Source organism: Streptomyces sp. NPDC044064 (assembly GCF_056434245.1).
Window position 1 is genome coordinate 306,549 of sequence record NZ_JBWKFN010000007.1, and the last position, 21,480, is coordinate 328,028.

25 protein-coding genes are annotated in these 21,480 nt (G+C 72.0%); 11 read left to right on the forward strand and 14 right to left on the reverse strand.

The genetic code is table 11. The features are described 5' to 3' along the window. Window positions 1-26: 26 nt before the first annotated feature. From AC07DS_RS14500 to AC07DS_RS14510, 3 genes are all read right to left on the reverse strand, one after another. Window positions 27-245: a hypothetical protein gene (locus AC07DS_RS14500; RefSeq protein ID WP_479145200.1), complete on the reverse strand. Its 219-nt coding sequence runs from the start codon at window positions 243-245 to the stop codon at window positions 27-29. A 280-nt stretch (window positions 246-525) separates the two neighbouring features. After that, complete coding sequence (locus AC07DS_RS14505) at window positions 526-1,887, reverse strand: nucleobase:cation symporter-2 family protein (RefSeq protein WP_479145202.1); 1,362 nt, start codon at window positions 1,885-1,887, stop codon at window positions 526-528. A 135-nt stretch (window positions 1,888-2,022) separates the two neighbouring features. Continuing rightward, on the reverse strand, window positions 2,023-3,363 hold the full coding sequence (locus tag AC07DS_RS14510) for an FAD-dependent oxidoreductase (RefSeq protein WP_479145204.1): 1,341 nt from the start codon (window positions 3,361-3,363) through the stop codon (window positions 2,023-2,025). 195 nt (window positions 3,364-3,558) lie between these two features. On the opposite strand from AC07DS_RS14510, the gene AC07DS_RS14515 reads away from it, so the two are divergent. Further along, window positions 3,559-4,059 carry a DUF6214 family protein gene (locus tag AC07DS_RS14515; protein ID WP_479145206.1) on the forward strand — a complete coding sequence of 167 codons (501 nt, stop codon included), beginning with the start codon at window positions 3,559-3,561 and terminating at the stop codon, window positions 4,057-4,059. A gap of 36 nt (window positions 4,060-4,095) precedes the next feature. Here the strand turns inward: AC07DS_RS14515 and AC07DS_RS14520 are convergent, their stop codons facing one another. The 5 genes from AC07DS_RS14520 to AC07DS_RS14540 form a co-directional block, all read right to left on the reverse strand. Beyond that, window positions 4,096-4,761, reverse strand: coding sequence for a TetR/AcrR family transcriptional regulator (locus AC07DS_RS14520; RefSeq protein WP_479145208.1), 666 nt, complete (start codon window positions 4,759-4,761; stop codon window positions 4,096-4,098). A 114-nt stretch (window positions 4,762-4,875) separates the two neighbouring features. After that, entirely contained in the window at window positions 4,876-5,610 is a 735-nt protein-coding gene (locus tag AC07DS_RS14525) for an HAD family hydrolase (RefSeq protein WP_479145209.1), read from the reverse strand. A gap of 10 nt (window positions 5,611-5,620) precedes the next feature. Next, on the reverse strand, window positions 5,621-6,325 hold the full coding sequence (locus tag AC07DS_RS14530) for a phosphatase PAP2 family protein (protein WP_479145211.1): 705 nt from the start codon (window positions 6,323-6,325) through the stop codon (window positions 5,621-5,623). 67 nt (window positions 6,326-6,392) lie between these two features. Continuing rightward, window positions 6,393-7,328 carry a M56 family metallopeptidase gene (locus tag AC07DS_RS14535; protein WP_479145214.1) on the reverse strand — a complete coding sequence of 312 codons (936 nt, stop codon included), beginning with the start codon at window positions 7,326-7,328 and terminating at the stop codon, window positions 6,393-6,395. A gap of 100 nt (window positions 7,329-7,428) precedes the next feature. Further along, on the reverse strand, window positions 7,429-7,989 hold the full coding sequence (locus tag AC07DS_RS14540) for a DUF5134 domain-containing protein (protein ID WP_479145216.1): 561 nt from the start codon (window positions 7,987-7,989) through the stop codon (window positions 7,429-7,431). A gap of 178 nt (window positions 7,990-8,167) precedes the next feature. On the opposite strand from AC07DS_RS14540, the gene AC07DS_RS14545 reads away from it, so the two are divergent. Together AC07DS_RS14545 and AC07DS_RS14550 are read left to right on the forward strand one after the other, a co-directional pair. Continuing rightward, window positions 8,168-9,832, forward strand: a complete 1,665-nt coding sequence (locus tag AC07DS_RS14545; RefSeq protein WP_479145217.1) for an FUSC family protein — start codon at window positions 8,168-8,170, stop codon at window positions 9,830-9,832. Next, window positions 9,829-10,488: a MarR family winged helix-turn-helix transcriptional regulator gene (locus tag AC07DS_RS14550; RefSeq protein ID WP_479145219.1), complete on the forward strand. Its 660-nt coding sequence runs from the start codon at window positions 9,829-9,831 to the stop codon at window positions 10,486-10,488. The genes AC07DS_RS14545 and AC07DS_RS14550 overlap by 4 nt, the downstream gene beginning before the upstream one ends. Before the next feature lie 79 nt (window positions 10,489-10,567). Here AC07DS_RS14550 and AC07DS_RS14555 read toward each other — a convergent pair whose 3' ends face one another. Then, window positions 10,568-11,332: a VOC family protein gene (locus tag AC07DS_RS14555; RefSeq protein ID WP_479145221.1), complete on the reverse strand. Its 765-nt coding sequence runs from the start codon at window positions 11,330-11,332 to the stop codon at window positions 10,568-10,570. 187 nt (window positions 11,333-11,519) lie between these two features. Here AC07DS_RS14555 and AC07DS_RS14560 point away from each other — a divergent pair, with 187 nt between their 5' ends. Continuing rightward, a complete protein-coding gene (locus AC07DS_RS14560) occupies window positions 11,520-12,350 on the forward strand; it encodes a class I SAM-dependent methyltransferase (protein ID WP_479145223.1) in 831 nt (276 codons plus the stop codon). Window positions 12,351-12,375: 25 nt separating this feature from the next. Here the strand turns inward: AC07DS_RS14560 and AC07DS_RS14565 are convergent, their stop codons facing one another. Next, window positions 12,376-12,519: a hypothetical protein gene (locus AC07DS_RS14565; protein WP_479145225.1), complete on the reverse strand. Its 144-nt coding sequence runs from the start codon at window positions 12,517-12,519 to the stop codon at window positions 12,376-12,378. A 198-nt stretch (window positions 12,520-12,717) separates the two neighbouring features. Continuing rightward, window positions 12,718-13,110: a VOC family protein gene (locus tag AC07DS_RS14570; RefSeq protein WP_479145227.1), complete on the reverse strand. Its 393-nt coding sequence runs from the start codon at window positions 13,108-13,110 to the stop codon at window positions 12,718-12,720. 89 nt (window positions 13,111-13,199) lie between these two features. Between AC07DS_RS14570 and AC07DS_RS14575 the strand changes: the two genes are divergently transcribed. Then, on the forward strand, window positions 13,200-13,739 hold the full coding sequence (locus tag AC07DS_RS14575) for a GNAT family N-acetyltransferase (RefSeq protein ID WP_479145305.1): 540 nt from the start codon (window positions 13,200-13,202) through the stop codon (window positions 13,737-13,739). A gap of 27 nt (window positions 13,740-13,766) precedes the next feature. On the opposite strand, the gene AC07DS_RS14580 is transcribed toward AC07DS_RS14575, so the two are convergent. Continuing rightward, the gene (locus AC07DS_RS14580; protein ID WP_479145229.1) at window positions 13,767-14,450 is read right to left on the reverse strand and encodes a glycerophosphodiester phosphodiesterase; all 684 of its coding nucleotides are present in this window, start codon (window positions 14,448-14,450) and stop codon (window positions 13,767-13,769) included. Between the two features lie 405 nt (window positions 14,451-14,855). Here AC07DS_RS14580 and AC07DS_RS14585 point away from each other — a divergent pair, with 405 nt between their 5' ends. The 5 genes from AC07DS_RS14585 (at window position 14,856) to AC07DS_RS14605 (ending at window position 19,501) form a co-directional block, all read left to right on the forward strand. After that, entirely contained in the window at window positions 14,856-16,253 is a 1,398-nt protein-coding gene (locus AC07DS_RS14585; RefSeq protein WP_479145231.1) for a DUF6421 family protein, read from the forward strand. Then, window positions 16,250-17,041, forward strand: a complete 792-nt coding sequence (locus tag AC07DS_RS14590) for an SDR family NAD(P)-dependent oxidoreductase (protein WP_479145233.1) — start codon at window positions 16,250-16,252, stop codon at window positions 17,039-17,041. The genes AC07DS_RS14585 and AC07DS_RS14590 overlap by 4 nt, the downstream gene beginning before the upstream one ends. Next, window positions 17,038-18,108, forward strand: a complete 1,071-nt coding sequence (locus AC07DS_RS14595) for a threonine aldolase family protein (RefSeq protein ID WP_479145235.1) — start codon at window positions 17,038-17,040, stop codon at window positions 18,106-18,108. Before AC07DS_RS14590 ends, AC07DS_RS14595 begins: the two co-directional genes overlap by 4 nt. A gap of 78 nt (window positions 18,109-18,186) precedes the next feature. Beyond that, window positions 18,187-18,780 (forward strand): transglutaminase domain-containing protein, encoded by a 594-nt coding sequence (locus tag AC07DS_RS14600; protein ID WP_479145237.1) that lies wholly within the window; start codon window positions 18,187-18,189, stop codon window positions 18,778-18,780. Between the two features lie 10 nt (window positions 18,781-18,790). Further along, complete coding sequence (locus tag AC07DS_RS14605) at window positions 18,791-19,501, forward strand: B3/B4 domain-containing protein (protein ID WP_145880167.1); 711 nt, start codon at window positions 18,791-18,793, stop codon at window positions 19,499-19,501. A 57-nt stretch (window positions 19,502-19,558) separates the two neighbouring features. Here AC07DS_RS14605 and AC07DS_RS14610 read toward each other — a convergent pair whose 3' ends face one another. Beyond that, window positions 19,559-20,287, reverse strand: coding sequence for a lysophospholipid acyltransferase family protein (locus AC07DS_RS14610; RefSeq protein ID WP_479145240.1), 729 nt, complete (start codon window positions 20,285-20,287; stop codon window positions 19,559-19,561). Window positions 20,288-20,476: 189 nt separating this feature from the next. Beyond that, on the reverse strand, window positions 20,477-20,893 hold the full coding sequence (locus AC07DS_RS14615) for a DUF4395 domain-containing protein (protein ID WP_479145242.1): 417 nt from the start codon (window positions 20,891-20,893) through the stop codon (window positions 20,477-20,479). A 75-nt stretch (window positions 20,894-20,968) separates the two neighbouring features. Here AC07DS_RS14615 and AC07DS_RS14620 point away from each other — a divergent pair, with 75 nt between their 5' ends. Beyond that, window positions 20,969-21,403, forward strand: coding sequence for a TlpA family protein disulfide reductase (locus AC07DS_RS14620; protein WP_479145307.1), 435 nt, complete (start codon window positions 20,969-20,971; stop codon window positions 21,401-21,403). The last annotated feature ends 77 nt before the right edge of the window (window positions 21,404-21,480 follow it).

Consider the following 21,480-nt stretch of genomic DNA (forward strand, 5'->3'; position numbering starts at 1 on the left):
GTACGTTCGCTGTTCCCCGGGGCCGGTCAGGACGGGGTGCGCCGGTTCCCGGGACCGGCGCCGGACGCGCCGGTCTCGTCCGGTCCGGCCGCATCGCCGCGACGAAGGGTCCTGGCCTCACGCACGACCCGGCGCCAGGAGCGGATGAGATCCGGGATCTGGTCGAGGAGTCCCTTCAGGACGTAGACCAGTACCGACGCGACGCTCGCCGTACCGAGGATCCCCAGGACGATCTGTGACTCCATGCTCGGCCCCTCCGGAGAATGGCGGATGGCCGAACCGAGCGCGAGCCGTTTGCAGGATGGCAGGTGTCTCAGGTCGACCACCCCGAATGGCGGTGATCAACTGAGGCCCTGCCGGCGTGCAGGCCGCGTGTGAAGTTGTCGTGATTGACGGACCGCCGAACACCTCGGCGGCCACGCCCGACAGGGACGCCGGACCCATTCCCGTCGCGGTCGGCGAGGCCGACCGTGCACGGGGAGTCTAGCGCCTGGGCCCACTGCGGAGGCGTCAAGTCGGCTTTTTTCAGACGGCGTTCTCGTCGCCGACCCCGGCACCGACCTCCTCCGCTCCGGTGGAACCCGCCTTCGCGGGAAGGTGGTTGAACAGCAGGTTCAGGGCGATCGCCGTCAGGCAGCCCGCGCTGATACCGCTGTTCATCACCGTCTGGAACCAGTCGGGGAACTTCGCGTACACCGTGGGAACGCCCACCGGCAGCATGCCGACCGCCACCGAAACGGCGACCACCGTCAGGTTGTTGTTGCCCTGGAAGTCGACGCGGGCCAGTGTCCTGAGCCCGCTCGCCGCGACCGTCCCGAACATCACCAGACCGGCGCCGCCGAGCACCGGCGCGGGGATCGCCGCGACCACCGCGCCCAGCTTGGGCAGCAGGCCGAGCAGGACGAGGATGCCGCCGGCCGCTGCGACCACCCAGCGGCTGCGCACCCGGGTCATCCCGACGAGGCCCACGTTCTGGGCGTACGCCGTGTACGGGAAGGTGTTGAACACCCCGCCGAGTACGGTCGACAGGCCGTCCGCGCGCAGGCCGTCGGCCAGCGGGCGCGGCTCGACCCGGCGGCCGGTCATCTCGCCGACCGCGATCAGGTCACCGGTCGTCTCCGTCATGGTCACCAGTGCCACCACCAGCATGGACACGATCGCGGACGCCCTGAACGTCGGCGTCCCGAAGTGGAACGGCGTGCTGATCCCCACCCAGTCCGCATCCCGGACCGCGCCGAAGTCGGTGAACCCGAACGGCACAGCGACCGCCAGGCCGACCGCGATGCCGATCAGCACGGCGATCCGACCGAAGGACTCCGGCGCGAAGCGCTGCACGCCGAGCACGACGGCCAGCACGAAGGCCGCCAGTGCCAGGTTCCTCGGTTCCCCGAAGTCCTTCGCCCCGACACCGCCGGCGGCCCAGTTGCCGGCGACCGGCAGCAGTGAGACCCCGATGATCAGGATCACCGTGCCGGTGACCAGCGGCGGGAAGAAGCGCAGCAACCGGCCGAAGACCGGGGCCAGCAGCACCATCGCGAGCCCCGCGACGATCACCGAGCCGTAGATCGCGGGCAGTCCGCCACCCGTGGTCCCGATGAGCACCATCGGCGACACGGCCGCGAACGTGCAGCCCTGCATGATCGGCAGCCGGACCCCGAACCGCCAGAACCCGACGCACTGGATCAGCGTCGCGACGCCGGACACCAGCAGATCGGCGGTGATCAGATACGCCAGGTCGGCGGCCGACAGTTTCATCGCGCCGCCCACGATCAGCGGCACCGCGACGGCGCCCGCGTACATCGCGAGCACGTGCTGCAGTCCGAAGGCCGCGAGCCGGCGTACCGGCGGTATCTCGTCGACGGGGTGCACATCTGCGGTCGTGGCCATGGGGACTCCGGAGCGGCGGGCGGGCAGTGACATCCGAACAGCACGAGACCGTAAGGTCCTTGAACAGTTTGTTGATTTCGATCGCGTTGCCGGTGTGTGTCGTGCCAGTCCGGGAGCCGCCGACCCCGACCGCGCCTAGGCCGACCGCGCGGCCCCGAGCAGCGCGTCCCAGTCGGAAAGCTTGACCACACCCCGGCCGAGCCGCGCGCCCAGTGCGGCCTCCGCGCGCTCGATCGCCTGCCAACCCGCCCACGGCACCGGTTCGACACCCGTGGCCCGCAGCGCATCGAGCGGGTCCTGCGCCACTTCCCGGCTCAGGAGCGCGGGTGCGTCCGCGAGCAGGGAGGTCGCGGTCTCCTTGGCGCACGGCCGGTTGGTGCCGATGACACCGGTGGGGCCGCGCTTGATCCAGCCGGCTACGTACTCGCCGGGGGAAACGGCGCCGTCGCGCAGAACGCGGCCCTCCGCGTGCGGCACGGTGCCGTTCGCCGCATCGAACGGCAGTCCCTCCAGCGGCACTCCGCGATAGCCGACCGAGCGCAGCACCAACTGCGCCGCCACGTCCTCGTACCGTCCGGTGCCCGTGACGCCGCCGCGCCCGTCCGGTGCCGTCCGCTCGAAGCGCACGGCGCCCACCCGGCCGCCGTCCGCGAGCAGTTCCACGGGCCGCAGGAAGAACCGCATCCTTATCCGGCGGGCCGCCTGCCGGGCCGGTGCCGCCGCCCAGCCGCGCAGCGCCTCCACGTTGCGGCGCTGCACGGCGGGCAGCGCGGCGGAGTCGACGTATCCGGCGTCCATCTCCAACTCGGCGGGATCCAGGCTCACTTCGGTGTCCGGCAGTGCGCCCAGCTCACGCAGCTCCTTGGTGGTGAAGCGGGCCTGTGAGGGACCGCGCCGGCCGACCATGTGGACCTCGTCGACCCCGCTCGCCGTCAGCGCGTCCAGTGCCGCCTGCGGCATGTCCGTCGGACGCAGCTCACCGGCGCCCCGCACCAGCATCCGTGTGACGTCCACGGCCACGTTGCCCACGCCGATGACCACCGCGGACCGTACCCCGCGCACGAACCCCGCGTCGGCCGCGTCCGGGTGCGCGCTGTACCAGGACACGAACTCGGTCGCCGACCAGCTGCCCGGCAACTCCTCGCCGGGGATCCCGAGGTGGCGGTCCGCGGCGGCGCCCACGCAGTACACCACCGCGTGGTACAGCGTCCGCAGCCGGGCCACGGACAGCCCGCCGGGTCCGCCCACCCGCACCCCGCCGAGGAAGCGCACCCGGTCGTGCTCCAGCACGGTGCGCAGGTTGCCCTGCAGGGACTTGATCTTCTCGTGGTCCGGGGCGACGCCGTAGCGCACCAGCCCGTAGGGGCACGGCAGCCGGTCCAGTACGTCCACGCGCACCCCGGGATCCAGCTGGACCAGGGTCTGGGCGGTGTAGCACCCGCTCGGCCCGGATCCGACGACGGCGACACGCAGCACGGAGGAACTCCTTGCCCGAAGGAGAAGGGTGTGCGGACGGCTCCAGCATGGCACCGCCGGGGCCGCAACGGCAGAGGCCGGCAGAGTGACCCGACGCGTGTCCCTTCTCGGGGAATGTGATGATGCGGTTACGTTGCGTGTGTGCTAGAAGCATCCTTTCTTAATCTTTCTGATCGTCCCGCCGAGGACGGCGCGGTGTCCGTGCGGCCCGCGTGGGAGGTGCGGGAGCACGGGAGCGTCACGTCCTGGTTCCATGTCCGGCTGGCCTTCCCGGACGGCGCGCGGGTGGACGCCGTGGCCGTGGTGAACGAGGGGTGCGTCTGCGTCGAGGACGTCAGGGCGCAGCCCGCGCTGTCCCTGGCCGATCTGGCCGTGCTCGCCGACTGGATCGAGGGGCCGCTGTCCGAGGTGTGCGGGGAGCCGGGGAAGCCGTACGAAGGGGTCGGGGAGCGGGGAGGCGGCCGGGGCCGGGAGGCCGTTCCGTACGCGGGGCCGCGGCGCGCCCGCCCCGCGTGGCCGCGGGGTGTCGAGGGGTGCCGGCTGATCGCCCGGGAGTACCGGGCGGCCCAGGAGGGCGGCCTCGATCCGGTCCTCGCGGTGATGGGCGCGACCGGGCACAGCCGCCGGAGTTCCCTCAGGCTGATCGCCCAGGCGCGGGACGCCGGCTTTCTGACGCCTCGTCACGCAAGGCGCTGACCGGGGAGGCCGGCCGACAGCGCGGCCGGGCAGCCGCTACTCGGCCCGTTCCTCGGTCGCGAAGAACCGCGAGAGGTCCTGCGCCCGGCCCGCCCCGGCTTCCGGCTCGCTCCCCGGCGGCACGCCCAGCTCCCAGTCGAGCCCGTACCGCTGGAACAGCTCGGCCCGCAGTGCAGGCACGGGCATGGGCACCCCTGGCACCAGCGCCGCGTACACCGCCCCCATCAGCAGGGCGCGCAGCAGGGGATAGTCGGCCGTGACGTCCTGGGAGCCGTACCGGGCGACCGTGTCGCCCAGCAGCTCCGACAGGCGCCGCTGCTCGGGGCACTGCACGAAGCCCTCGGCCTGGAGCAGCCCCGCCATGTGCTGCCGCATGAGCACCGGCCGGTCGCGGGCGAGGCCCAGGATCGCGTCGATGGCCCGGGCCAGCCGCTCCCGGCCGTCGTCGGTGTGCGGCTCCCGCTCCAGCGCCTCCTCCAGCGTGCGGTGCATGAGCCGGTGCACGGCGGACTGCACCAACTGGCGCTTGCCGGGGAAGTAGTACGACACCAGTCCGCGCGCCGAACCCGCCCGGTCCGCGATGTCGGCCAGCGTGGTGGCCTCGAAGCCGTGCTCGTCGACCAGCTCGACGGCGGCCTGGAGCAGCCGCTCTCTGGAACGGCGGCGCAACTCTTCATTGACCGAGGCGCTGCGCGGGGACATCCTGTAACTCCTGCGTTGACTGGCTGCCAGCCAACTATACTCAACGCGGTGGCACCGCCGTGTGCGATGCCTGTTCAGTGCTGCCGTCCGTCTGGGGCGACACGGGGGATCGTCTCAGACGGACGGCGTGTGTCCGCCGGGACGCCGAGCGGGTTCGGGTCGGTCCACCAGATCCAGGACCGCAAGCAGCGCGTCGGGCCGCCCTGTCACCGGCAGATGGTCCACGAAGTGCACACGGCAGCCCAGCGCGGCGGCGCCGCCGTCCGCCACCCTGCTGTCGCCGACCATCAGCACCTGCCGCGGATCGACGTCCAGCGCCGCGCAGGCGGCCGAGAAGAGCCGCGGGTCCGGCTTCTGCACACCGTGCTCGTACGACAGCGCGTACGCGTCCACGTACGCGTCGAGCCCGTACGCACGGAAGACCGGGCGCAGGTCCCAGCCGATGTTGCTGACCACGCCCACGCCGATCCCGCGCTCGCGCAGCGTGCGCAGCACCTCGGCGGTGTCGGGGTACGGCGCCCAGGCGGCGGGGGACATGTGCCGCTCGTACAACGCGTCGTGCAGGCCCGGGGCGGGCAGCGGCACCCGCCGCGACAGTCCGGTGTAGGCGGCCCGGTGCAGCTCGGCGCTCTCGTCCCGCACCGCCCACAGACCGGCGAGGTCCGCCGGCACCTCGACGGGGTCCGCCCCGCCCGGCAGCGCACCGGCCGCCTCCAAGGCCTTGGCGGTGTCGGCGAGTTCGGGCTCGGACAGTGTCAGGCCGGTCTCCGCCAGCACGGCCCGCAGCCAGGACTCGGTGGACTCGACGCGGAACAGGGTTCCCGAGAAATCGAAGAGCACGGCAGCCATGCGCCGGACTCTACCCGCGCGACGGTCGCGCGACCCGCGGCCACTCGTGCACCACCACGGCCACCGCCACCACGGCCACCGCCACCACCAGCCCCCCGAACAGCCGGCCGCCCACGACGCCGGAAGGCCAGTGGACGCCCGGCCACACCCGGGTCGGACCGACGCCGGCCACCGAGACGACGGCCACGGACACCGCAGTGCGCCACAGGACACGCCCCGCGCCGTGGCGGTGCAGCAGCCACAGCAGGAGCCCGCAGACCACGGTGGCCGTCATGGCGTGCCCGGACGGGAACGCCGCGTAGTGCGCGCTGTCGACGGGATCCGGCCAGACCGGACGGGGCCGGTCGACGGCGGCCTTCACCGACTGCTGCACGACGGTGGCCAGGACGACGGTGACCGTCAGCCACAGCGCCGTCCACCAGGCCGCGCGGCGCCACACCAGCAGGACGGCGGCGCCCGCGCACACCAGGCGCATGGTCCGCGGGTCCCAGACCCGGTCCGTCAGGACGCGGAACACCTGCGTGAGACCGTGTTCGCGCACCGCCCAGCGGTGCGTGGCGCGGGAGACGTCGACGTCCAGGCCGAGCAGCGGATGCCACCGGGTCGTGACGAGCGTCAGCAGCAGCGCGCAGCATCCGGCGAGCACGGCGGCCACGACGGCCGCGGTGCGGTGGGCCGACGGACGGAGCGAAGAGCCTGCGGGCCGGTGAGGCATGCGGCGATCTTCGTCGACGGGACGGGCCGAGGGCCGGCGGCTCCGGCGTAGGTCCGCGCCCGCCCGTCTACCCCAGGGCCCGAAGCCCCGGCACCAGCGCCACCAGGACCGGGACCGCAGGTACCAGCGTGGCCACCGCCGTCAGTCGCAGGCGGTGCAGGGCCGGGAGGCGGTCCGGGGGAGTCAGGAGACGGTGCACGCGCTGCGGGACGTGTGCGTGCGGGGCGGGGTAGGGGCCGAACACGCCCCGGTCCTCGTTGAGTTCGACCAGGGCCAGCGCGGTCGTCAGCCGGCCGAAGCGCCGCGAGGCGGTGTCGTCGGCGGCCAACTCGACCAGCCGGTGCATCTCGTCGCGGAAGGCGGCGAACACCGGCACCTGCGGGAAGCCGCCCGCCAGCGCGGCCGAGGAATGCAGCAGCCAGTCGTGCCGGGCCCGGTCGTGGCCCTGCTCATGGGCGAGCAGAGCGTCGAGCTGACGCCCTTTCAACCGGCGCAGGGCAGCCGTCGTGACCACGAGCCGGGGTGCCGTACCCGGCAGCCACCACGCGTCGGGACGCTCGCCCTCCAGCACCACCAACCGCTCGCTCGCCGGCTCCTCGCCCGGCAACAGCGGTGCCCGCACGCGGAGTTCGGTCTGCCGCAGGTGCCGTCGCGCCCGGGCCCGTACGACCTCGCGCACCAGCATCGCGAGGCTCCACAGTCCGCCGCAGGCGAGCGTCACCGCGACGGTCGCCGCCCACGGCCCGGCGGTACCGAGTGCGTACGCGTCCACCACCGCGCGCGGGGCCGTACCGAAGACATGCCCGCGCACCGCCTTCCAGGCCGCAGCCGCACTGAGCGTCATCGACAGCGCACAGCACAGCAGTACGGCCGCCACCACGCACTGCCACACCCACAGGGCGACCACCGGCTCACGGTCCCGCCAGTCGGCCCGGGCGAGCAGGCGCGGGGCGACGACGGCGGTCACGGCGCCGAGCAGCAGCAGTGCCACGGGGACCATCATGGACAGCACCCTATGAGCGCGGAGCCGCTCACGGGTACGGTCCCTGGTGCCGAAGTGACGCAGGCAACGTTTGCGTTTCCGCCCCTGGAGGACCGGCGGTTCACATGGTCAGCAGCATCGCGACCATCCCGATCCCCATCGACAGCCGGCACGCACGGGCCAGCTCCGGCCGGTCGCCCCAGCGCACGGCCCTCGTCCCGCCCGCCGTGGCGGCGGCGGGCACCAGGCGGGCGCCGGACAGCAGCACGTAGCCGGTGAAGTAGAGCAGGAGCGCACCCGTCACCAGAGGAACTCCGGCGCCGAGGTGCGGGTGGTGGTGGGAGGCCGGCGAGGCGGGGGAGGCCGCCATGACGAGGGACATGTAGACCATCGCCGCCGTACCCACCAGATGGTGCAGATGGTGCGGGCCGCTGCGCGCGGCCCACAGGGCGCGCAGCGCCGCCGCGCCGAACACGGCCGCGTACAGCGGCCACGCCCAGCCCGGCGGGGTGAACGCCGCGGCGGGCACGGCCATCGCGGCCATGCCGAACCCCATGAGCGCCTCGCCGCCCGCCGAGCGGCGCTGTTCCTCGACACCGCTGCGCATCCGCAGCAGGCAGTACGCCCCGGTCGCCGCGCACAGCGCGACCAGCAGCCAGGCGGCCGACACCGGTCCGTGCACGCGCCCACCTCCACGCTCGACGGTCGGTCGAGGAATGCGATGCCCACGGCACGCGGGGCGCATACGAGCGCAAGGATGTACACGGGGAGCATTCGCCGGAGCACAGCAGGTGATGGAGGGGGCCACCGATTCCGTGGGGCATATCCTTTACTAGTAAAACACATGCTAAATTGATTGTATGAGCAGTACGACCCGCCACCGCCTCTCCCTTGCCGGCGTGCTTCGCCTCGGGCGGCCCTCCGACATCTGGTTCAAGCCCGCGCTGAGCGCGGTCGCCGCGGTCGCCCCGCCCAACCTGGCCCTGCTGGCGCTCGGACGGCTCGACCTCGCCATGTACACCATGGCGGGCTCCCTGTGCGCGCTCTACGGCCACAACCGGCCCTACGCCGCCCGGGCCCGGGCCCTCGCCCGGGTGGTGCTCGGCATGGTCGGCGGCCTCGCCGTCGCCCTGCTCGCGGCGTCGCTCACCACCGACACCGTCGTGCTGGTCACCGTCGGGGCCCTCATGGCAGCCGTGCAGAAGGCGATGTGCGACGCCACCCGCATCGGTCCGCCCGGCAACGTGGTCCTCACCTTCATCAGCTCCGCCTCCCTGTTCGCACCGCAGAGCCTCGGCCAGGTCCCCGCCCATGTCGGGCTGGCCCTCGCCGCCGGCGCCTGGGCCTGGCTGGTCGGCATGGCACCCGGGCTGCTGCGCCCGCATGGCCCCGAGCGGCGCGCCACGGCCCAGGCCCTGGACGCGGCCGCCGCCTACGCCGCCACGGGCGGTACGGCCGAGGGCCACGCCCGGGCCCGCGCGGCGAGTGCCACCGCCATCCACGCTGCCTGGCAGTCCCTGCTCGCCGCGGGCGCCCGCCCCGACCGCACCCGGCGCACCCTCGAACGGCTCCTGATCCGCGCCGAGGTCGCCCTGGCCGCCCCCGCCGACACCGCCCCCGAACGGCTGCGCGCCTGGGCCCGGGCCCTGCGGGGAACGGCCCCGGTCTCCGGGATCGAGTTCCCCCACGACCCGACCGGCGAACTGCTCGGCGTGGACACCGAACTCGCCTTCCCGCGCCGCCCGTTGCGGCACCGGATCGCCCCGCTCGCGCCCATCGCCGTTCGCACCGCGATCGGCTGCGCCCTCGCCGGATACGCCTCCCTCGCCCTCGGCGTCGGGCGCCCCTACTGGGCGCTGGTCACCGCGGCCTCCCTCTACCAGGCCAACGTCACCCTCACCTGGAGCCGGGGCATCCAGCGCGTCGTCGGCAACCTCGTCGGCGTCCTCGTCTTCGCCGCGGTCACCCCGCTCGCCCAGCTGCACCCCGCGGCCCTGGTGCTGCTCTGCCTCGCCTTCAACTTCGGCGCCGAGGCGCTGATCAGCCGCAACTACTGGCTCGGCAGCGTGTGTGTCACGCCGATGGCCCTGCTCATCACCGAGTTCGCCCGCAGCCAGGACCCCGGACGCCTCATCACCGAGCGGATCGCGGACACCCTCGTCGGCGCGCTGGTCGGCTTCGTCGCGGCCGTCGCCGTCACCAACCGGCGTGCCGGTGACCGCATCGAGCACGCGCTGACCGCGGTCGAACGCGCCCGCGAGCGTGCCGACCGCCTGCTCGCCGAGCCGCACGCGCAACCCCGCGCCCTGACGAGCGCCGGCCGCACCCTTACCGCCGCACTGGTCGACCTGCGCGCCACGGCCGACGCGGCCTCCGGCGAGTGGTGGCAGCGCGCCCTGCGCGCGGAGCGGGTCGTGCTCGCCGAACAGTCCGGACACCGTACGCTCGCCGCGACGGCACGACACCGGGGGCTCGCACCCCTGGACCACGACACGGGCAGGACAACGGAGGACGTACGGCCATGACGCCGACGAACGGACGACCGCCGGCCGGGGACGCAGCGGGCGGGGGACAGGCGGGGGCCGGGGGCGGCACGGCCGGGGGGAGGCGGACGGACGCGGATTCCCGGGCCGAGGGGCAGCCGGGGAACGAGAGCGAGCCCGGACGCGGCCCGGCGCGGCGGGACACCGTCGCCGCGGTCGTCCGGCAGTGGCGGACCGTGCACCCCGGGCTGGACACCGGGCCCATGGAGGTCATCGGCCGGATCAACCGCTGTGCCGCTCTCCTCCAGCAGGCCGAGGACGCCCCGTTGCGCCGGGCCGGGCTCAGCCGCCCGGAGTTCGACCTGCTCGGCGCGCTGCGCCGCACCGGTCACGAGCTGACCCCGGGGGATCTGGCCCGGGAGACCTTCTCCTCCGGGGCCGCCGTCACCAAGCGGCTCAAGCACCTGACCGAACGCGGCCTGGTCGAGCGGCGCGGCGACACCCGCGACCGCCGAGTCGCCCACCTCCGCCTCACCGACGCCGGCCGCGACCTGGTCGACGGCATCCTCCCCGAACAACTCTCGTACGAGACCGCCGTACTGTCCGTCCTCGCCCCCGAGGGCCAGGGCGACCTGGCCACACTCCTCGCCGGCCTGCTCAGCGGCCTGGAGGGGCGGCTGGGTCCTTCGCGGGCCTGAGCGCTTTGTTCCACGCGGTGCCGCGGTTCGACCCGTAGGGCCCCTGGCCGGCGACGCGCGCGCCGAGGCAGACCGCCGCTCAGCCCTCCTCGCCTGCCTTGTACACGCCGAACGCCGCTCCCTGCGGGTCCCGCAGCACCGCGATCCGGGGGCCGTCGGGGACCGACGTGGCAGGCATGACGACGGTGCCGTTCGCCTGCTCGGCGACCTGGGCCGTCGCGTCCACGTCGTCCACCGCGAAGTACGGCAGCCAGTGCGGCGGTACCCCGGGCGGGAACCGGTCGCCCATGTCGGCCATCCCGCCGAAGTCCTCCCCGTCGATGCCCCACTGCGTGTACCACTCCGAGGCGTTGACGCTCCAGCCGAACACCGTGGTGTAGAAGTCCCGGGCCCGGTCGGTGTCCCGGGTCGCCAGTTCCACCCAGCCGAGCGTGCCGGGCGAGTTGAACAGACCGGCGCCGGCGAAGGCCCGCGCCTGCCACAGCTGGAACGCCGCGCCCGTCGGGTCGAGGGCCACCGCGAACCGGCCCACGTCGAAGACGTCCATCGGGCCGAGGATCACCGTCCCGCCGGCCTCCTCCACCCGCCGTGCCGCGTCGTCGGCGTCCGTGACCGCGAACGACACGTTCCAGGCGACCGGTTGGGACTCCTGGTAAAGCGGGGTGAGTGCGGCGATCGCGGCGTCTCCCAGGTGAGCCACCGTGTATCCGCCCGCCTCCTGCCGCGGATCCGTCTCCGGCCGCCAGCCGAACAGCTCCGTGTAGAAACCCTTGGCCCTTTCCAGGTCACTGGTCCCCAACTCGGTCCAGCAGGGGCCGCCGATCACCGGCTTGTCGAACTTCATCACAGCTCCTTCCGGTCGCCCCGGCCCGCTGTGCGAGAGACCGAGGAGGGCTCCCTTTCGCACGCTAGTCGCGGCCACGGGCACCGGCCATCCGGAGACCGCTTCCCCTCTCCCGGGCGGTGGCCGCCGAGTGCGCCGACGCGGAAATCGGTTGTCCGGTCCCGGCACGGGACGCGAGGCTGCGGAGATGGAGACGGAACACGCAGCGGGAGCCGCGGCTCCCGCGCTCGCCGAGGAGATCGCGGAGTACTACGAGCGGGACCAGGAGGACGGCCGGCTGCGCTCGGGCGCCGGACGTCTGGAGCTCTGGCGCACCCAGGACGTCCTGCGCCGCCTCCTGCCGCCCGCTCCGGTCAGGGTCCTGGACGTGGGAGGCGGCAGCGGTGTCCACGCGCAGTGGCTCGCCGCCGACGGCCACGCGGTGGAACTCGTGGACCCGGTGCCCCTGCACGTCGCACACGCGGCCCGCCTGCCCGGCGTGAGCGCGCGCGTCGGCGACGCCCGGGCCCTGGCGGTGCCGGACGCGTCCGTGGACGTGGCACTGCTCCTCGGCCCCCTCTACCACCTGCCCGAGCGGGAGGACCGGGTCCGGGTACTCGCCGAGGCCCGCCGGGTGGTGCGGCCCGGCGGCCTCGTGGTGGCCGCCACGATCAACCGGTACGCGGCCCTGCACGGCAACCTGAGCACGGGGCTGTACTTCGACCCCGAGCACCGGCCGCAGATCGAGGCGGCGGTCGGCGACGGCCGGATGCGACCGACCGGCGGACCGAAGTCCCTGTTCACGACGGCCTACTTCCACGAGCCCGCCGACGTCCCGGCCGAGTTCGCGGACGCCGGCCTGACACCGCACGGTCAGTACGGCCTGGAGGGCGCCGCCTGGCTGATGGACGACGTCTCCGACTGGCTGGACGACCCCGCCCGCCGCGACCTGATCCTGCGCGCACTGCGGCAGACCGAGTCGGAGCCGTCGCTGCTCGGCATCAGCGGCCACCTGCTCACTGCGGGCAACAGGGCCTGAACAAGTCGGAATCCGCCCCGACCGGTCAGCGTCTCCAGAGGAACGCGGCAGCGCCGGTCACCACGCTGGACAGGAGCGTTACGACCCGCACGGGAATCCGGTCGGAAGTGACGCGGAAGCCGCCGATGCGCAGTTCGAAGTAGGGCTTGATACGCGTCGTCTGTGGCATCTGTGTACCTCCCCGCCTGAGGGGCTGGTGATGCAGAAGCCCTGCATTCTCCGATTCTGCGCCCTGATGGGCCCGTTACCCGGTGTGCGACACAGCCCCGCCGCGGGGGAGATTTCCGGTGACCGGTGAAATCGCGGTGTACGCCTGCGCCTTCGAGGAAACGTCACGTCGTGAAGAGCTTCGCCCGTCCGCAGGCCGTCAGACACCGGGGCGGTAGCGCATGGGGTGATCTTCGGGTACCTCGACGACGACGATCCTTGTCCCGTCCGGGTCGGCGATCCACATCTCGACCAGACCCCAGGGCTCCCGCACCGGCGGCCGGACGATCTCGACGCCCTTGCCCAGCAGCTCCTCGTGCGCGCCGGTCACGTCCTCGACCTGCAGCCACAGCTGGACCGCCGGCGACGGCGGGGCCGGCGAGCGACCGGAGACCTCCAGGAAGCCGCCGCCGAGGAAGTAGACGGTCCCGCGCTCCGGACCCGTGCCGAACTCGCGGTAGACGGCCAGGCCCAGCTGCTCGCCGTAGAAGGCGCGGGACCGCTCGGGGTCGCTGGGGCGCAGCAGGGTCCGGCTGCTCAGTACATGCACCATGCATCCGGACTCTAGTGGCAGAGATACCCTCGTCTCTGGCTCAGCCGCGCCCGAGATCGGAGACCGCCCCCGTGGACACCACCGCCCCCATGGACACCACCGCCACCGGACCGACGTTCCGAGACGCCACCGACGTCGACGTCGACGCGCTGGTCGCGCTGATCGAGTCGGCGTACCGGGGCGACTCCAGCCGGGCCGGGTGGACCACCGAGGCGGACATCCTGGAGGGCCGGCGGACCGACCCGGAGGGTGTGCTCGGGGTCATCAAGTCGCCGGACAGCCGGCTGCTGACCGTCGAGCAGGACGGCCGGATCGTCGCCTGCTGCCAGCTCGAACACCGCGGCCGGCACGCCTACTTCGGCATGTTCGCGGTCAGCCCCACGCTGCAGGGCGCGGGCCTCGGCAAGGTCGTCATCACGGAGGCGGAGCGGCTGGCCCGGCAGACCTGGGGCGTGACCGAGATGCACATGACCGTGATCTCGGTCCGTGACGACCTGATCGCCTGGTACGAGCGCCGCGGCTACCGCCGTACGGGAGAGATGACGCCCTTCCCGTACGGCGACGAGCGCTTCGGCATCCCGCAGCGCGACGACCTGCAGTTCGAGCTGCTGGTGAAGCCGCTGGTGTGACGTTCGTCCGGGAGATCGCGGGCCGGGTCAGGCGGTGAACCGGCCCGTGCGCTTGATCTCCGGGTAGTCCGTCGTCACTCCGTCCAGCTGGAGGGCGCGGGCGACGCGCAGGTGGTCCTGTGTGTTGACCACCCAGCCGATGATCCTCAGGTCGGCCGCGCGCGCGTGTTCGACGACCTCCAGCGTCAGCCGGCGGATGTTGAGACACAGCGCCCCGGCACCCACCTCGGTGGCGCGCTCCACGACGTCGGTGCCGTAGCGGCTCGCGATCAGTGCGGTGCGCACGCCCGGCACCAGCCGGGCGATCTCGGCGACCGCCTCGTCGTGGAACGAGGACACCTCCACCCGGGAGACCAGGTCCCGCCGGTGCATGATCTCGGCGAGCGCCCTGGCGGCCGCCACATCCTTGATCTCTGCCTGCAGGGGTGTCTTCACCGCGTCCAGGACCTCCTCGAAGACCGGTACCCGCTCCCCGCGGCCCGCGTCCAGGGCCCGCAGTTCCGCGAGGGTCTTCTCGGCGATCGGGCCGGAGCCGTCGGTCGTGCGGTCCACCTCCGCGTCGTGCATGACGACCAGGGCGCCGTCCTTGCTCAGATGGAGATCGAGTTCGATCAGGTCGAGGCCGGCCTGCTGCGCGGCGACGAAGGAACGGAGGGTGTTCTCGGGCTCGACACCCATGACCCCGCGGTGACCGATGGTAAGGAAGTTCAAGGTTCAACTCGCTTCCGTCGACGGCGGCTCGGCGCCCGCGAACCCGACGGGACGTCGGTGTCCGCGCGGCAAGGTCGCAGCCTAATGGCCTGCTCCCGCGATGAACCCGCACCTGCGCGGCGGATCGGGGCGCGGCGCATGTGGCAGCTGGCTCGGATGCGCCTGTGTGGTCACCCGGGGGTGGGCGAGTCCCCGGCGGTATTGACCGGCTGGATCTGATCGGTCACTCAGAGGTCACCCATCTCCCCTGCTCACGGCGAAAGTGACCGTCGTCACGGTTATAGACAGGAAAAATGTCGGTGACCATGCGCCCATGCAGAAAAATTTCCCGAGCTGCCTCTTGCTGGGAGAAACTGGGTATGCATACGGTGTCCTGACGCGAGGTTCTCCCGTGGAGGATGGGACATGACGGAAATTCTTGTGCAGGCGGGTACCGAGGGACAGGTTCCTTCGCTGACCAGGGTTGTTGAGCACCCGGCCTGGCCCGAGCTCAAGGATGCCGTGGAGCAGATCCGGCCATGGCAGTCGAAGGACGGATCGATCGACTTCGAGGCCGAGGGTGCCCCGCAGCGCGCCGAGGCCGAGGCGGCCGTGGAGCGTGTCGTCGCGGGGGTCCAGCAGCTCTCCCCGCTGGTTCCGCACGACGTCGCCTACCACGAGGCCCTGGTCAAGGACCTGCTCCGCTGGGCCGAGGGCGGCTTCCAGGTGCCGGACTTCCTCGACTCCCTGCTGGAGTTCCAGCCCGCGGCGGGCCGTGCGGACGGTCTGCAGCACCTCGTCGTCTTCCCGATGTACACGCAGAACGGCAACCTGGACCGCAACTTCGAGGCGGTCGTGCTGCGCATGGTGTGGCCGGACTGGCTGGCCGAGCTGGAGCGCACCCGCTACGACAACCCGCTCTTCTGCGGCATCAAGTTCGAGGACTTCACGGCCGGCTACGACACCAACTCGGCCGTGCTCTTCCCGGAGACCATCGCCGTGCGCGAGGCGCCGGAACGATTCTCCTGGGGTGGCATCTTCTGCGACCGTGAGGCCGCCCGCTTCCGCCGGGTCACCGACGCGGCCGTCGACATCCTCGGCCTTGAGCTGCCCGAGGACATCGCCGCGATGGTCCACGACCAGAAGCGCTGCGAGGAGGCCTTCGTGCTGTGGGACATGGTCCACGACCGCACCCACAGCCACGGCGACCTGCCGTTCGACCCGTTCATGATCAAGCAGCGCCAGCCGTTCTGGATGTACGGCCTGGAGGAGCTGCGCTGCGACCTCACCGCCTTCAAGGAGGCCGTGAAGCTGCAGGCGGACGGCGTCCCGCAGGCCCGTGACGTGCAGTACGCGGTGCTCTTCGACCGCATGTTCCGCTTCCCGCTCACCGGTGACCGCGTGCGCAACTACGACGGCGTCGGCGGCCAGCTGCTCTTCGCCTACCTGCACAAGCACGACGTCATCCGCTGGACCGACAACAAGCTCACCATCGACTGGGAGCGCGCCCCGCAGGTCACCAACCAGCTGTGCGCCGAGATCGAGAAGCTGTACCGGGACGGCATCGACCGCCCCAAGCTCGTGCACTGGTTCGCGGGCTACGAGCTGGTCTCCACCTACCTCGCCCCGCACCCCGGCTCCAAGTGGGCCAAGGGTCCCGACGCCCTGGACCTGACGCAGCCGCCGCGCAAGCTCGTGGACGACGTGCTTCCGGACGAGTTTCCGCTGAGCATGTTCTTTGAGGCTCTGTCCAAGAAGCTGAAGAATGTGATCGCCTCCACCAAGGGCATCACGGCGGACAGCGCCGAGCGGCTCGCCGCGTGAGCGGCCGCGTCCAGAACACTGTTCAAGAGGGGAAGAACGTGGGGAACAACGGGTCTCTCAGCGGTGCGGTGATCGCGGTGGCCGGCGCGGGTGGACCCGCCGGGCACGCGGCGCTGGTCCGGCTCGCCGAGGCCGGCGCGGTGGTCGTCGGTGCCGACAACAACCCCGAGCGCCTGGCGGAGGCCGTGGACGCGGCCCGCTACGCGGGCGGCGGTGCCACGGTCACCGGCGAGACGGTCGACCTGCTCAGCCTGCAGTCGACCCGTGAGTGGGCGGCGCGCATCGAGAAGGACCACGGCCGTATCGACGGCCTGGTCCACCTGGTCGGCGGCTGGCGCGGCAGCGCGAGCTTCGCCGAGTCCGACCTGGCCGACTGGGACCTGCTGGAGAAGCTGCTCGTCCGCACCGTCCAGCACACCTCCCTGGCCTTCTTCGACGGCCTGCAGCGCAGCGACCGCGGCCGGTACGTGCTGATCAGCGCCGCCGGCGCGTCGAAGCCCACCGCGGGCAACGCCGCGTACTCCGCGGCCAAGGCCGCCGCCGAGGCCTGGACGCTCGCCATGGCCGACGGCTTCCGCAAGGCCGGGGGCGAGGCGGGTCCGCGCTCGGCGGCTGCCATCCTGGTGGTGAAGGCGCTGGTGCACGACGCGATGCGCGCCGAGCGCCCCAGCGCGAAGTTCGCGGGCTTCACGGACGTCAAGGACCTGGCCGAGGCCGTCGAGGGCGTCTGGAGCAAGTCCGCCGCCGAAGTGAACGGAAACCGTCTGTGGCTGACCGAGAAGCCGTGAACCCTCCCAAGACCGACGCGCGTCGCCACCACGACCCGCAGGTCCGCGGTTTCGCCAGTGACAACTACGCCGGGGCGCATCCGGAGGTGATGGCCGCCCTGGCCCTGGCCAACGGCGGCCACCAGGTGGCGTACGGCGAGGACGACTACACCGAGAACCTCCAGCGGATCATCCGCAGCCACTTCGGGGCCGGCGCGGAGGCCTTCCCGGTCTTCAACGGCACCGGCGCCAACGTCGTCGCGCTCCAGGCGGTCACCGACCGCTGGGGTGCGGTGATCTGCGCCGAGAGCGCGCACATCAACGTCGACGAGGGCGGCGCCCCCGAGCGCATGGGCGGTCTGAAGCTGCTCACCGTGCCCACGCCCGACGGCAAGCTCACGCCCGAGCTGATCGACCGGCAGGCCTGGGGCTGGGAGGACGAGCACCGCGCGATGCCGCAGGTCGTCTCGATCACCCAGAGCACGGAGCTGGGCACGCTCTACACGCCCGAGGAGATCCGGGCGATCTGCGAGCGCGCCCACGCGCACGGCATGAAGGTGCACCTGGACGGCTCGCGGATAGCCAACGCGGCCGCGTCCCTGAACGTGCCCATGCGGACGTTCACCAACGCGGTCGGCGTCGACATCCTCTCGCTCGGCGGGACGAAGAACGGCGCCCTGTTCGGCGAGGCGGTCGTCGTCCTCAACCAGGACGCGGTCGGCCGCATGAAGCATCTGCGCAAGATGTCCATGCAGCTCGCCTCCAAGATGCGCTTCGTGTCGGTGCAGCTGGAGGCGCTGCTCGCCAAGGACCTGTGGCTGCGCAACGCCCGGCACGCGAACGAGATGGCCCAGCGGCTGGCCGAGGGCGTGCGCGCGGTGCACGGGGTGGAGATCCTCCACCCGGTGCAGGCGAACGGCGTCTTCGCCAAGCTCCCGCACGACGTGAGCGAGCGGCTGCAGAAGCGGTTCCGGTTCTACTTCTGGGACGAGACGGCGGGCGTCGTGCGCTGGATGTGCTCCTTCGACACCACGGAGGAGGACGTCGACACGTTCGTGGCGGCGCTCAAGGAGGAGATGGCGCGCTAGCCCCCGAATATGCATAGGTATGCGGTCACCTGAAAAGTCATTGACTGTCGGGTGATCGCATTCCTATGCTCTGCGGCCATGGAGCTGATCCAGAACACCGCCGACCTGTCCGCCTACCTGGCTGCCGACGAGGTCATTGACCATCACCACCCCGTTGTGGGGGAGACGGCCGCCCGGCTGGCCGAGACGGTCACGGACTCGTATGCCTATGCGCGCGCCGCCTACGAGTTCGTCCGCGACACCGTCCCGCACTCCGCCGACGCCGACGACCCGCGCGTCACCTGGCGTGCCTCGGACGTGCTGGAGCAGCGGACGGGTATCTGCTACGCCAAGGCGCACGCCCTGGCGGCCCTGCTGAGGGCCGAGGACATCCCCACCGCCCTGTGCTACCAGCGGCTCAGGCACGACGACGGCAGCGGTCACGCCCTGCACGGCCTGGTCGCCGTACGCTTTCGCGGGGCGTGGCACCGGCAGGACCCGCGAGGCAACAAGCCCGGCGTGGACGCCCGGTTCTCCCTGGAGGGCGAGCGGTTGGCCTGGATCCCCGACCCGGCGTCCAATGAGGTGGACTACCCGGCCTTGTATGCTGAACCGCACCCGGCCGTCCTCAGCGCGTTGAAAGCGGCCCCGGACCGGTCGGCCCTGTGGAAGACGCTCCCCAGCACTCTCTGAGGCGAGGCAGATGACGCTCACTCTCACCGTGTCCGACGAGGTCCGCGCACTCGCGCCCGGCTTCACCCATGTCGTGATCGAGGCGTACGACCTGGTCAACGGGCCCAGCACCGAAGCGAGTTCGGCGCTGCTGGACGACGCGGCCCGTCGGCTGGCCGCCCGCCTGGACGGACGAGCGCCGCACGAGGACCCGCACATGGTGGCCTGGCGGGAGACGTACACCGCCTTCGGCTCGAAGCCGTCGCGCACCCGCAACTCGGCCGAGGCGCTGGCGAAGCGGGCTCTCGCCGACGGCGGCCTGCCCCGCATCAACCTGCTCGTGGACCTCTACAACGCCATCAGCGTCGCCCACCTGGTCCCCGTCGGCGGCGAGGACATCGACCGCATCCAGGGTGAGATGCGGCTTGTGCGCGCCACGGGTGAAGAGGACTTCGTGACGGTCGCGGGCGGCGAGGAGACCGTCGAACACCCCGACGCGGGCGAGGTCGTGTGGCGCGACGAGGCCGGTGTGACCTGCCGTCGCTGGAACTGGCGCCAGGGCCCGCGCACCCGCCTCACCGAGGAGACGGTCTCCGGCCTCTTCCTGCTGGAGACCCTCGCCCCGATGCCGGTTCCGGAGGCGGAGGCGGCGGCCGCCGAACTCGCCGAGCTGCTGGAGAAGTTCAGCCCGGGCGCCCGCATCGAGGTGCATGCTCCGGCGTCGGCCGGCGCTCCCGCCTGACCGGCACCTCGCGCACTCGTCGATTCCCCGGCCGTCAGTGACGGGGAATCAGGCGCGTCAGCGCGCCTCGGCCGCCCGCAGCTGCTCGGCCGTGGGTGCCGTACCCCCGAGGTGGGCCGGGAGCCACCAGGAGTCGTCCGCGCCCTTCGGGCGTGCCGGGTAGGCGCGCTGGGCGGCGTCCAGCAGCTCCTGGACGCCCTCGCGCAGGCGGCGGGTGATGGCGCCCGCGTACTGGTCGCGCGGGGCCTCGACCGGCTCGCCGACCCGGATGGTGATCGGGGTGTGGCTGCGCCTGAAGTTGCGCGGGTGCCCCTTGGTCCACAGCCGCTGCGTGCCCCACACCGCCATCGGGACGAGCGGGACGCCCGCCTCCTGGGCGAGGCGGGCCGCGCCCGACTTGAAGCTCTTCAGGGTGAAGGACTGCGAGATCGTGGCCTCCGGGAACACCCCGATGACCTCGCCGGAGCGCAGCGAGTCCAGCGCGTGCGCGAAGGCGGCCTCGCCCTGCTTGCGGTCCACCGGGATGTGCTTCATCCCGCGCATCAGCGGCCCGGACACCTTGTGCCGGAAGACGGACTCCTTCGCCATGAAGCGCACCAGACGCTTCTGCGGCAGGGCCGCCAGCCCGTTGAAGATGAAGTCCAGGTAGCTGATGTGATTGCTCACCAGGACCGCACCGCCCGAGTGCGGGATGTTCTCCGACCCCTGGCAGTCGATCTTCAGGTCCCAGGCCTTGAACAGCGTCTTGGCGAGACCGACGACGGGACGGTAGACCAGCTCTGCCATGGGCGGGGTGGGCCCTTTCTGCTCTGCTCGGGAAAGGGGGGATCCCGGCGGGAAAGTTACGCAGCCGTAGGTTTACGGCGTCTCGCAGATCGTGCCCGAAGAACGGACAGGTAGCCAGTCCTGGTGCCTCGCGGCGGCGAGATCCTCGTCACGTCGGCCTAGTGCCCCGCCTCGGTCGTCGGATCCCCTTCACTCCGCGCGTACCGTGATTCTCTTCAGGACGAGGAACAACTCGCACCCCAGGCAGTACCCGACCGTGGCATTGAGGAAGGCGGCAGCGAGCGCGGCCCCGGTCGCCGCGAGCCCCAGCCAGGCCGGACCCAACGTGAACCCGACGAGTCCGAACCCGGCGAACAACAGCCCGATCGCCTGCGCGAATCGCGGCGGCTCCGGCGTCTCGAACTCCGTCGGCGGCCCGAGCCGCGGCCGCACCACCGTCCGGAACAGCCGACCGTACGGCGACCGGCTCACCCCGCCCGCCGCGCCGAACGCGAACGCCAGGGTCTGCCAGCCCAGCACCCAGGCGCTCTGTGTGATGAGTGCTGCCGCCAGTACGACGGTCGTCACGGCCGCCGTGAAGCGGGGCCCCCTCGCATCGATCTCCATGAATCAAGCATTCCGCAAGGCAAACTCCACCGGGAGGCGGGAATCTTTGCAGTCTCATGAATGCTGGTGCGGATGATGACCGGACTGGTGGTGTGCGTGGCGGTGCTCGTCGTGGCGAGCGCCTACGGAGTGCTGCACAAGCGGCGGAGCGGGAGAGTGCGGGTGCGCGGGCGAGACGGCGGCAGGCGGGTGGGAGCGGCCGAGCTGGGCGGTGAACTGGGCGAGCGGGCCACGCTCCTGCAGTTCTCCAGTGCCTTCTGCGCACCGTGCCGGGCCACCCGGCGGGTCCTCGGTGAGGTCGCCGGTATGGTCCCCGGCGTCACCCACGTCGAGATCGACGCCGAGGCCCGTCTGGACCTCGTACGCGAGTTGGAGATCCTGAAGACGCCCACCGTGCTGGTCCTCGACGCGGACGGCCGGGTCGTGCGACGCGCCACCGGACAGCCCCGCAAGGCCGACGTGATCGCGGCCCTCGGGGAGGCGGTGCGCGGCCCCTCGGGCGCACGGTGAGGCATCTCCCAGATCCCGGAACGAACTTGACTGTGCATGCCACCTATCGTCAGCCTGACCCTATGCCGACCGAACTC

What these genes read in the sequence shown, in the direction of transcription:
- AC07DS_RS14600 (WP_479145237.1), top strand. Translation starts at nt 18,187, where the DNA reads ATGGAGCTGATCCAGAACACCGCCGACCTGTCCGCCTACCTGGCTGCC.
- AC07DS_RS14615 (WP_479145242.1), bottom strand. Translation starts at nt 20,893, where the DNA reads ATGGAGATCGATGCGAGGGGGCCCCGCTTCACGGCGGCCGTGACGACC.
- AC07DS_RS14500 (WP_479145200.1), bottom strand. Translation starts at nt 245, where the DNA reads ATGGAGTCACAGATCGTCCTGGGGATCCTCGGTACGGCGAGCGTCGCG.
- AC07DS_RS14605 (WP_145880167.1), top strand. Translation starts at nt 18,791, where the DNA reads ATGACGCTCACTCTCACCGTGTCCGACGAGGTCCGCGCACTCGCGCCC.
- AC07DS_RS14560 (WP_479145223.1), top strand. Translation starts at nt 11,520, where the DNA reads ATGGAGACGGAACACGCAGCGGGAGCCGCGGCTCCCGCGCTCGCCGAG.
- AC07DS_RS14550 (WP_479145219.1), top strand. Translation starts at nt 9,829, where the DNA reads ATGACGCCGACGAACGGACGACCGCCGGCCGGGGACGCAGCGGGCGGG.
- AC07DS_RS14555 (WP_479145221.1), bottom strand. Translation starts at nt 11,332, where the DNA reads ATGAAGTTCGACAAGCCGGTGATCGGCGGCCCCTGCTGGACCGAGTTG.
- AC07DS_RS14570 (WP_479145227.1), bottom strand. Translation starts at nt 13,110, where the DNA reads ATGGTGCATGTACTGAGCAGCCGGACCCTGCTGCGCCCCAGCGACCCC.
- AC07DS_RS14575 (WP_479145305.1), top strand. Translation starts at nt 13,200, where the DNA reads ATGGACACCACCGCCACCGGACCGACGTTCCGAGACGCCACCGACGTC.
- AC07DS_RS14585 (WP_479145231.1), top strand. Translation starts at nt 14,856, where the DNA reads ATGACGGAAATTCTTGTGCAGGCGGGTACCGAGGGACAGGTTCCTTCG.
- AC07DS_RS14565 (WP_479145225.1), bottom strand. Translation starts at nt 12,519, where the DNA reads ATGCCACAGACGACGCGTATCAAGCCCTACTTCGAACTGCGCATCGGC.
- AC07DS_RS14505 (WP_479145202.1), bottom strand. Translation starts at nt 1,887, where the DNA reads ATGGCCACGACCGCAGATGTGCACCCCGTCGACGAGATACCGCCGGTA.
- AC07DS_RS14525 (WP_479145209.1), bottom strand. Translation starts at nt 5,610, where the DNA reads ATGGCTGCCGTGCTCTTCGATTTCTCGGGAACCCTGTTCCGCGTCGAG.
- AC07DS_RS14535 (WP_479145214.1), bottom strand. Translation starts at nt 7,328, where the DNA reads ATGATGGTCCCCGTGGCACTGCTGCTGCTCGGCGCCGTGACCGCCGTC.
- AC07DS_RS14620 (WP_479145307.1), top strand. Translation starts at nt 20,969, where the DNA reads ATGACCGGACTGGTGGTGTGCGTGGCGGTGCTCGTCGTGGCGAGCGCC.
- AC07DS_RS14530 (WP_479145211.1), bottom strand. Translation starts at nt 6,325, where the DNA reads ATGCCTCACCGGCCCGCAGGCTCTTCGCTCCGTCCGTCGGCCCACCGC.
- AC07DS_RS14610 (WP_479145240.1), bottom strand. Translation starts at nt 20,287, where the DNA reads ATGGCAGAGCTGGTCTACCGTCCCGTCGTCGGTCTCGCCAAGACGCTG.
- AC07DS_RS14545 (WP_479145217.1), top strand. Translation starts at nt 8,168, where the DNA reads ATGAGCAGTACGACCCGCCACCGCCTCTCCCTTGCCGGCGTGCTTCGC.
- AC07DS_RS14520 (WP_479145208.1), bottom strand. Translation starts at nt 4,761, where the DNA reads ATGTCCCCGCGCAGCGCCTCGGTCAATGAAGAGTTGCGCCGCCGTTCC.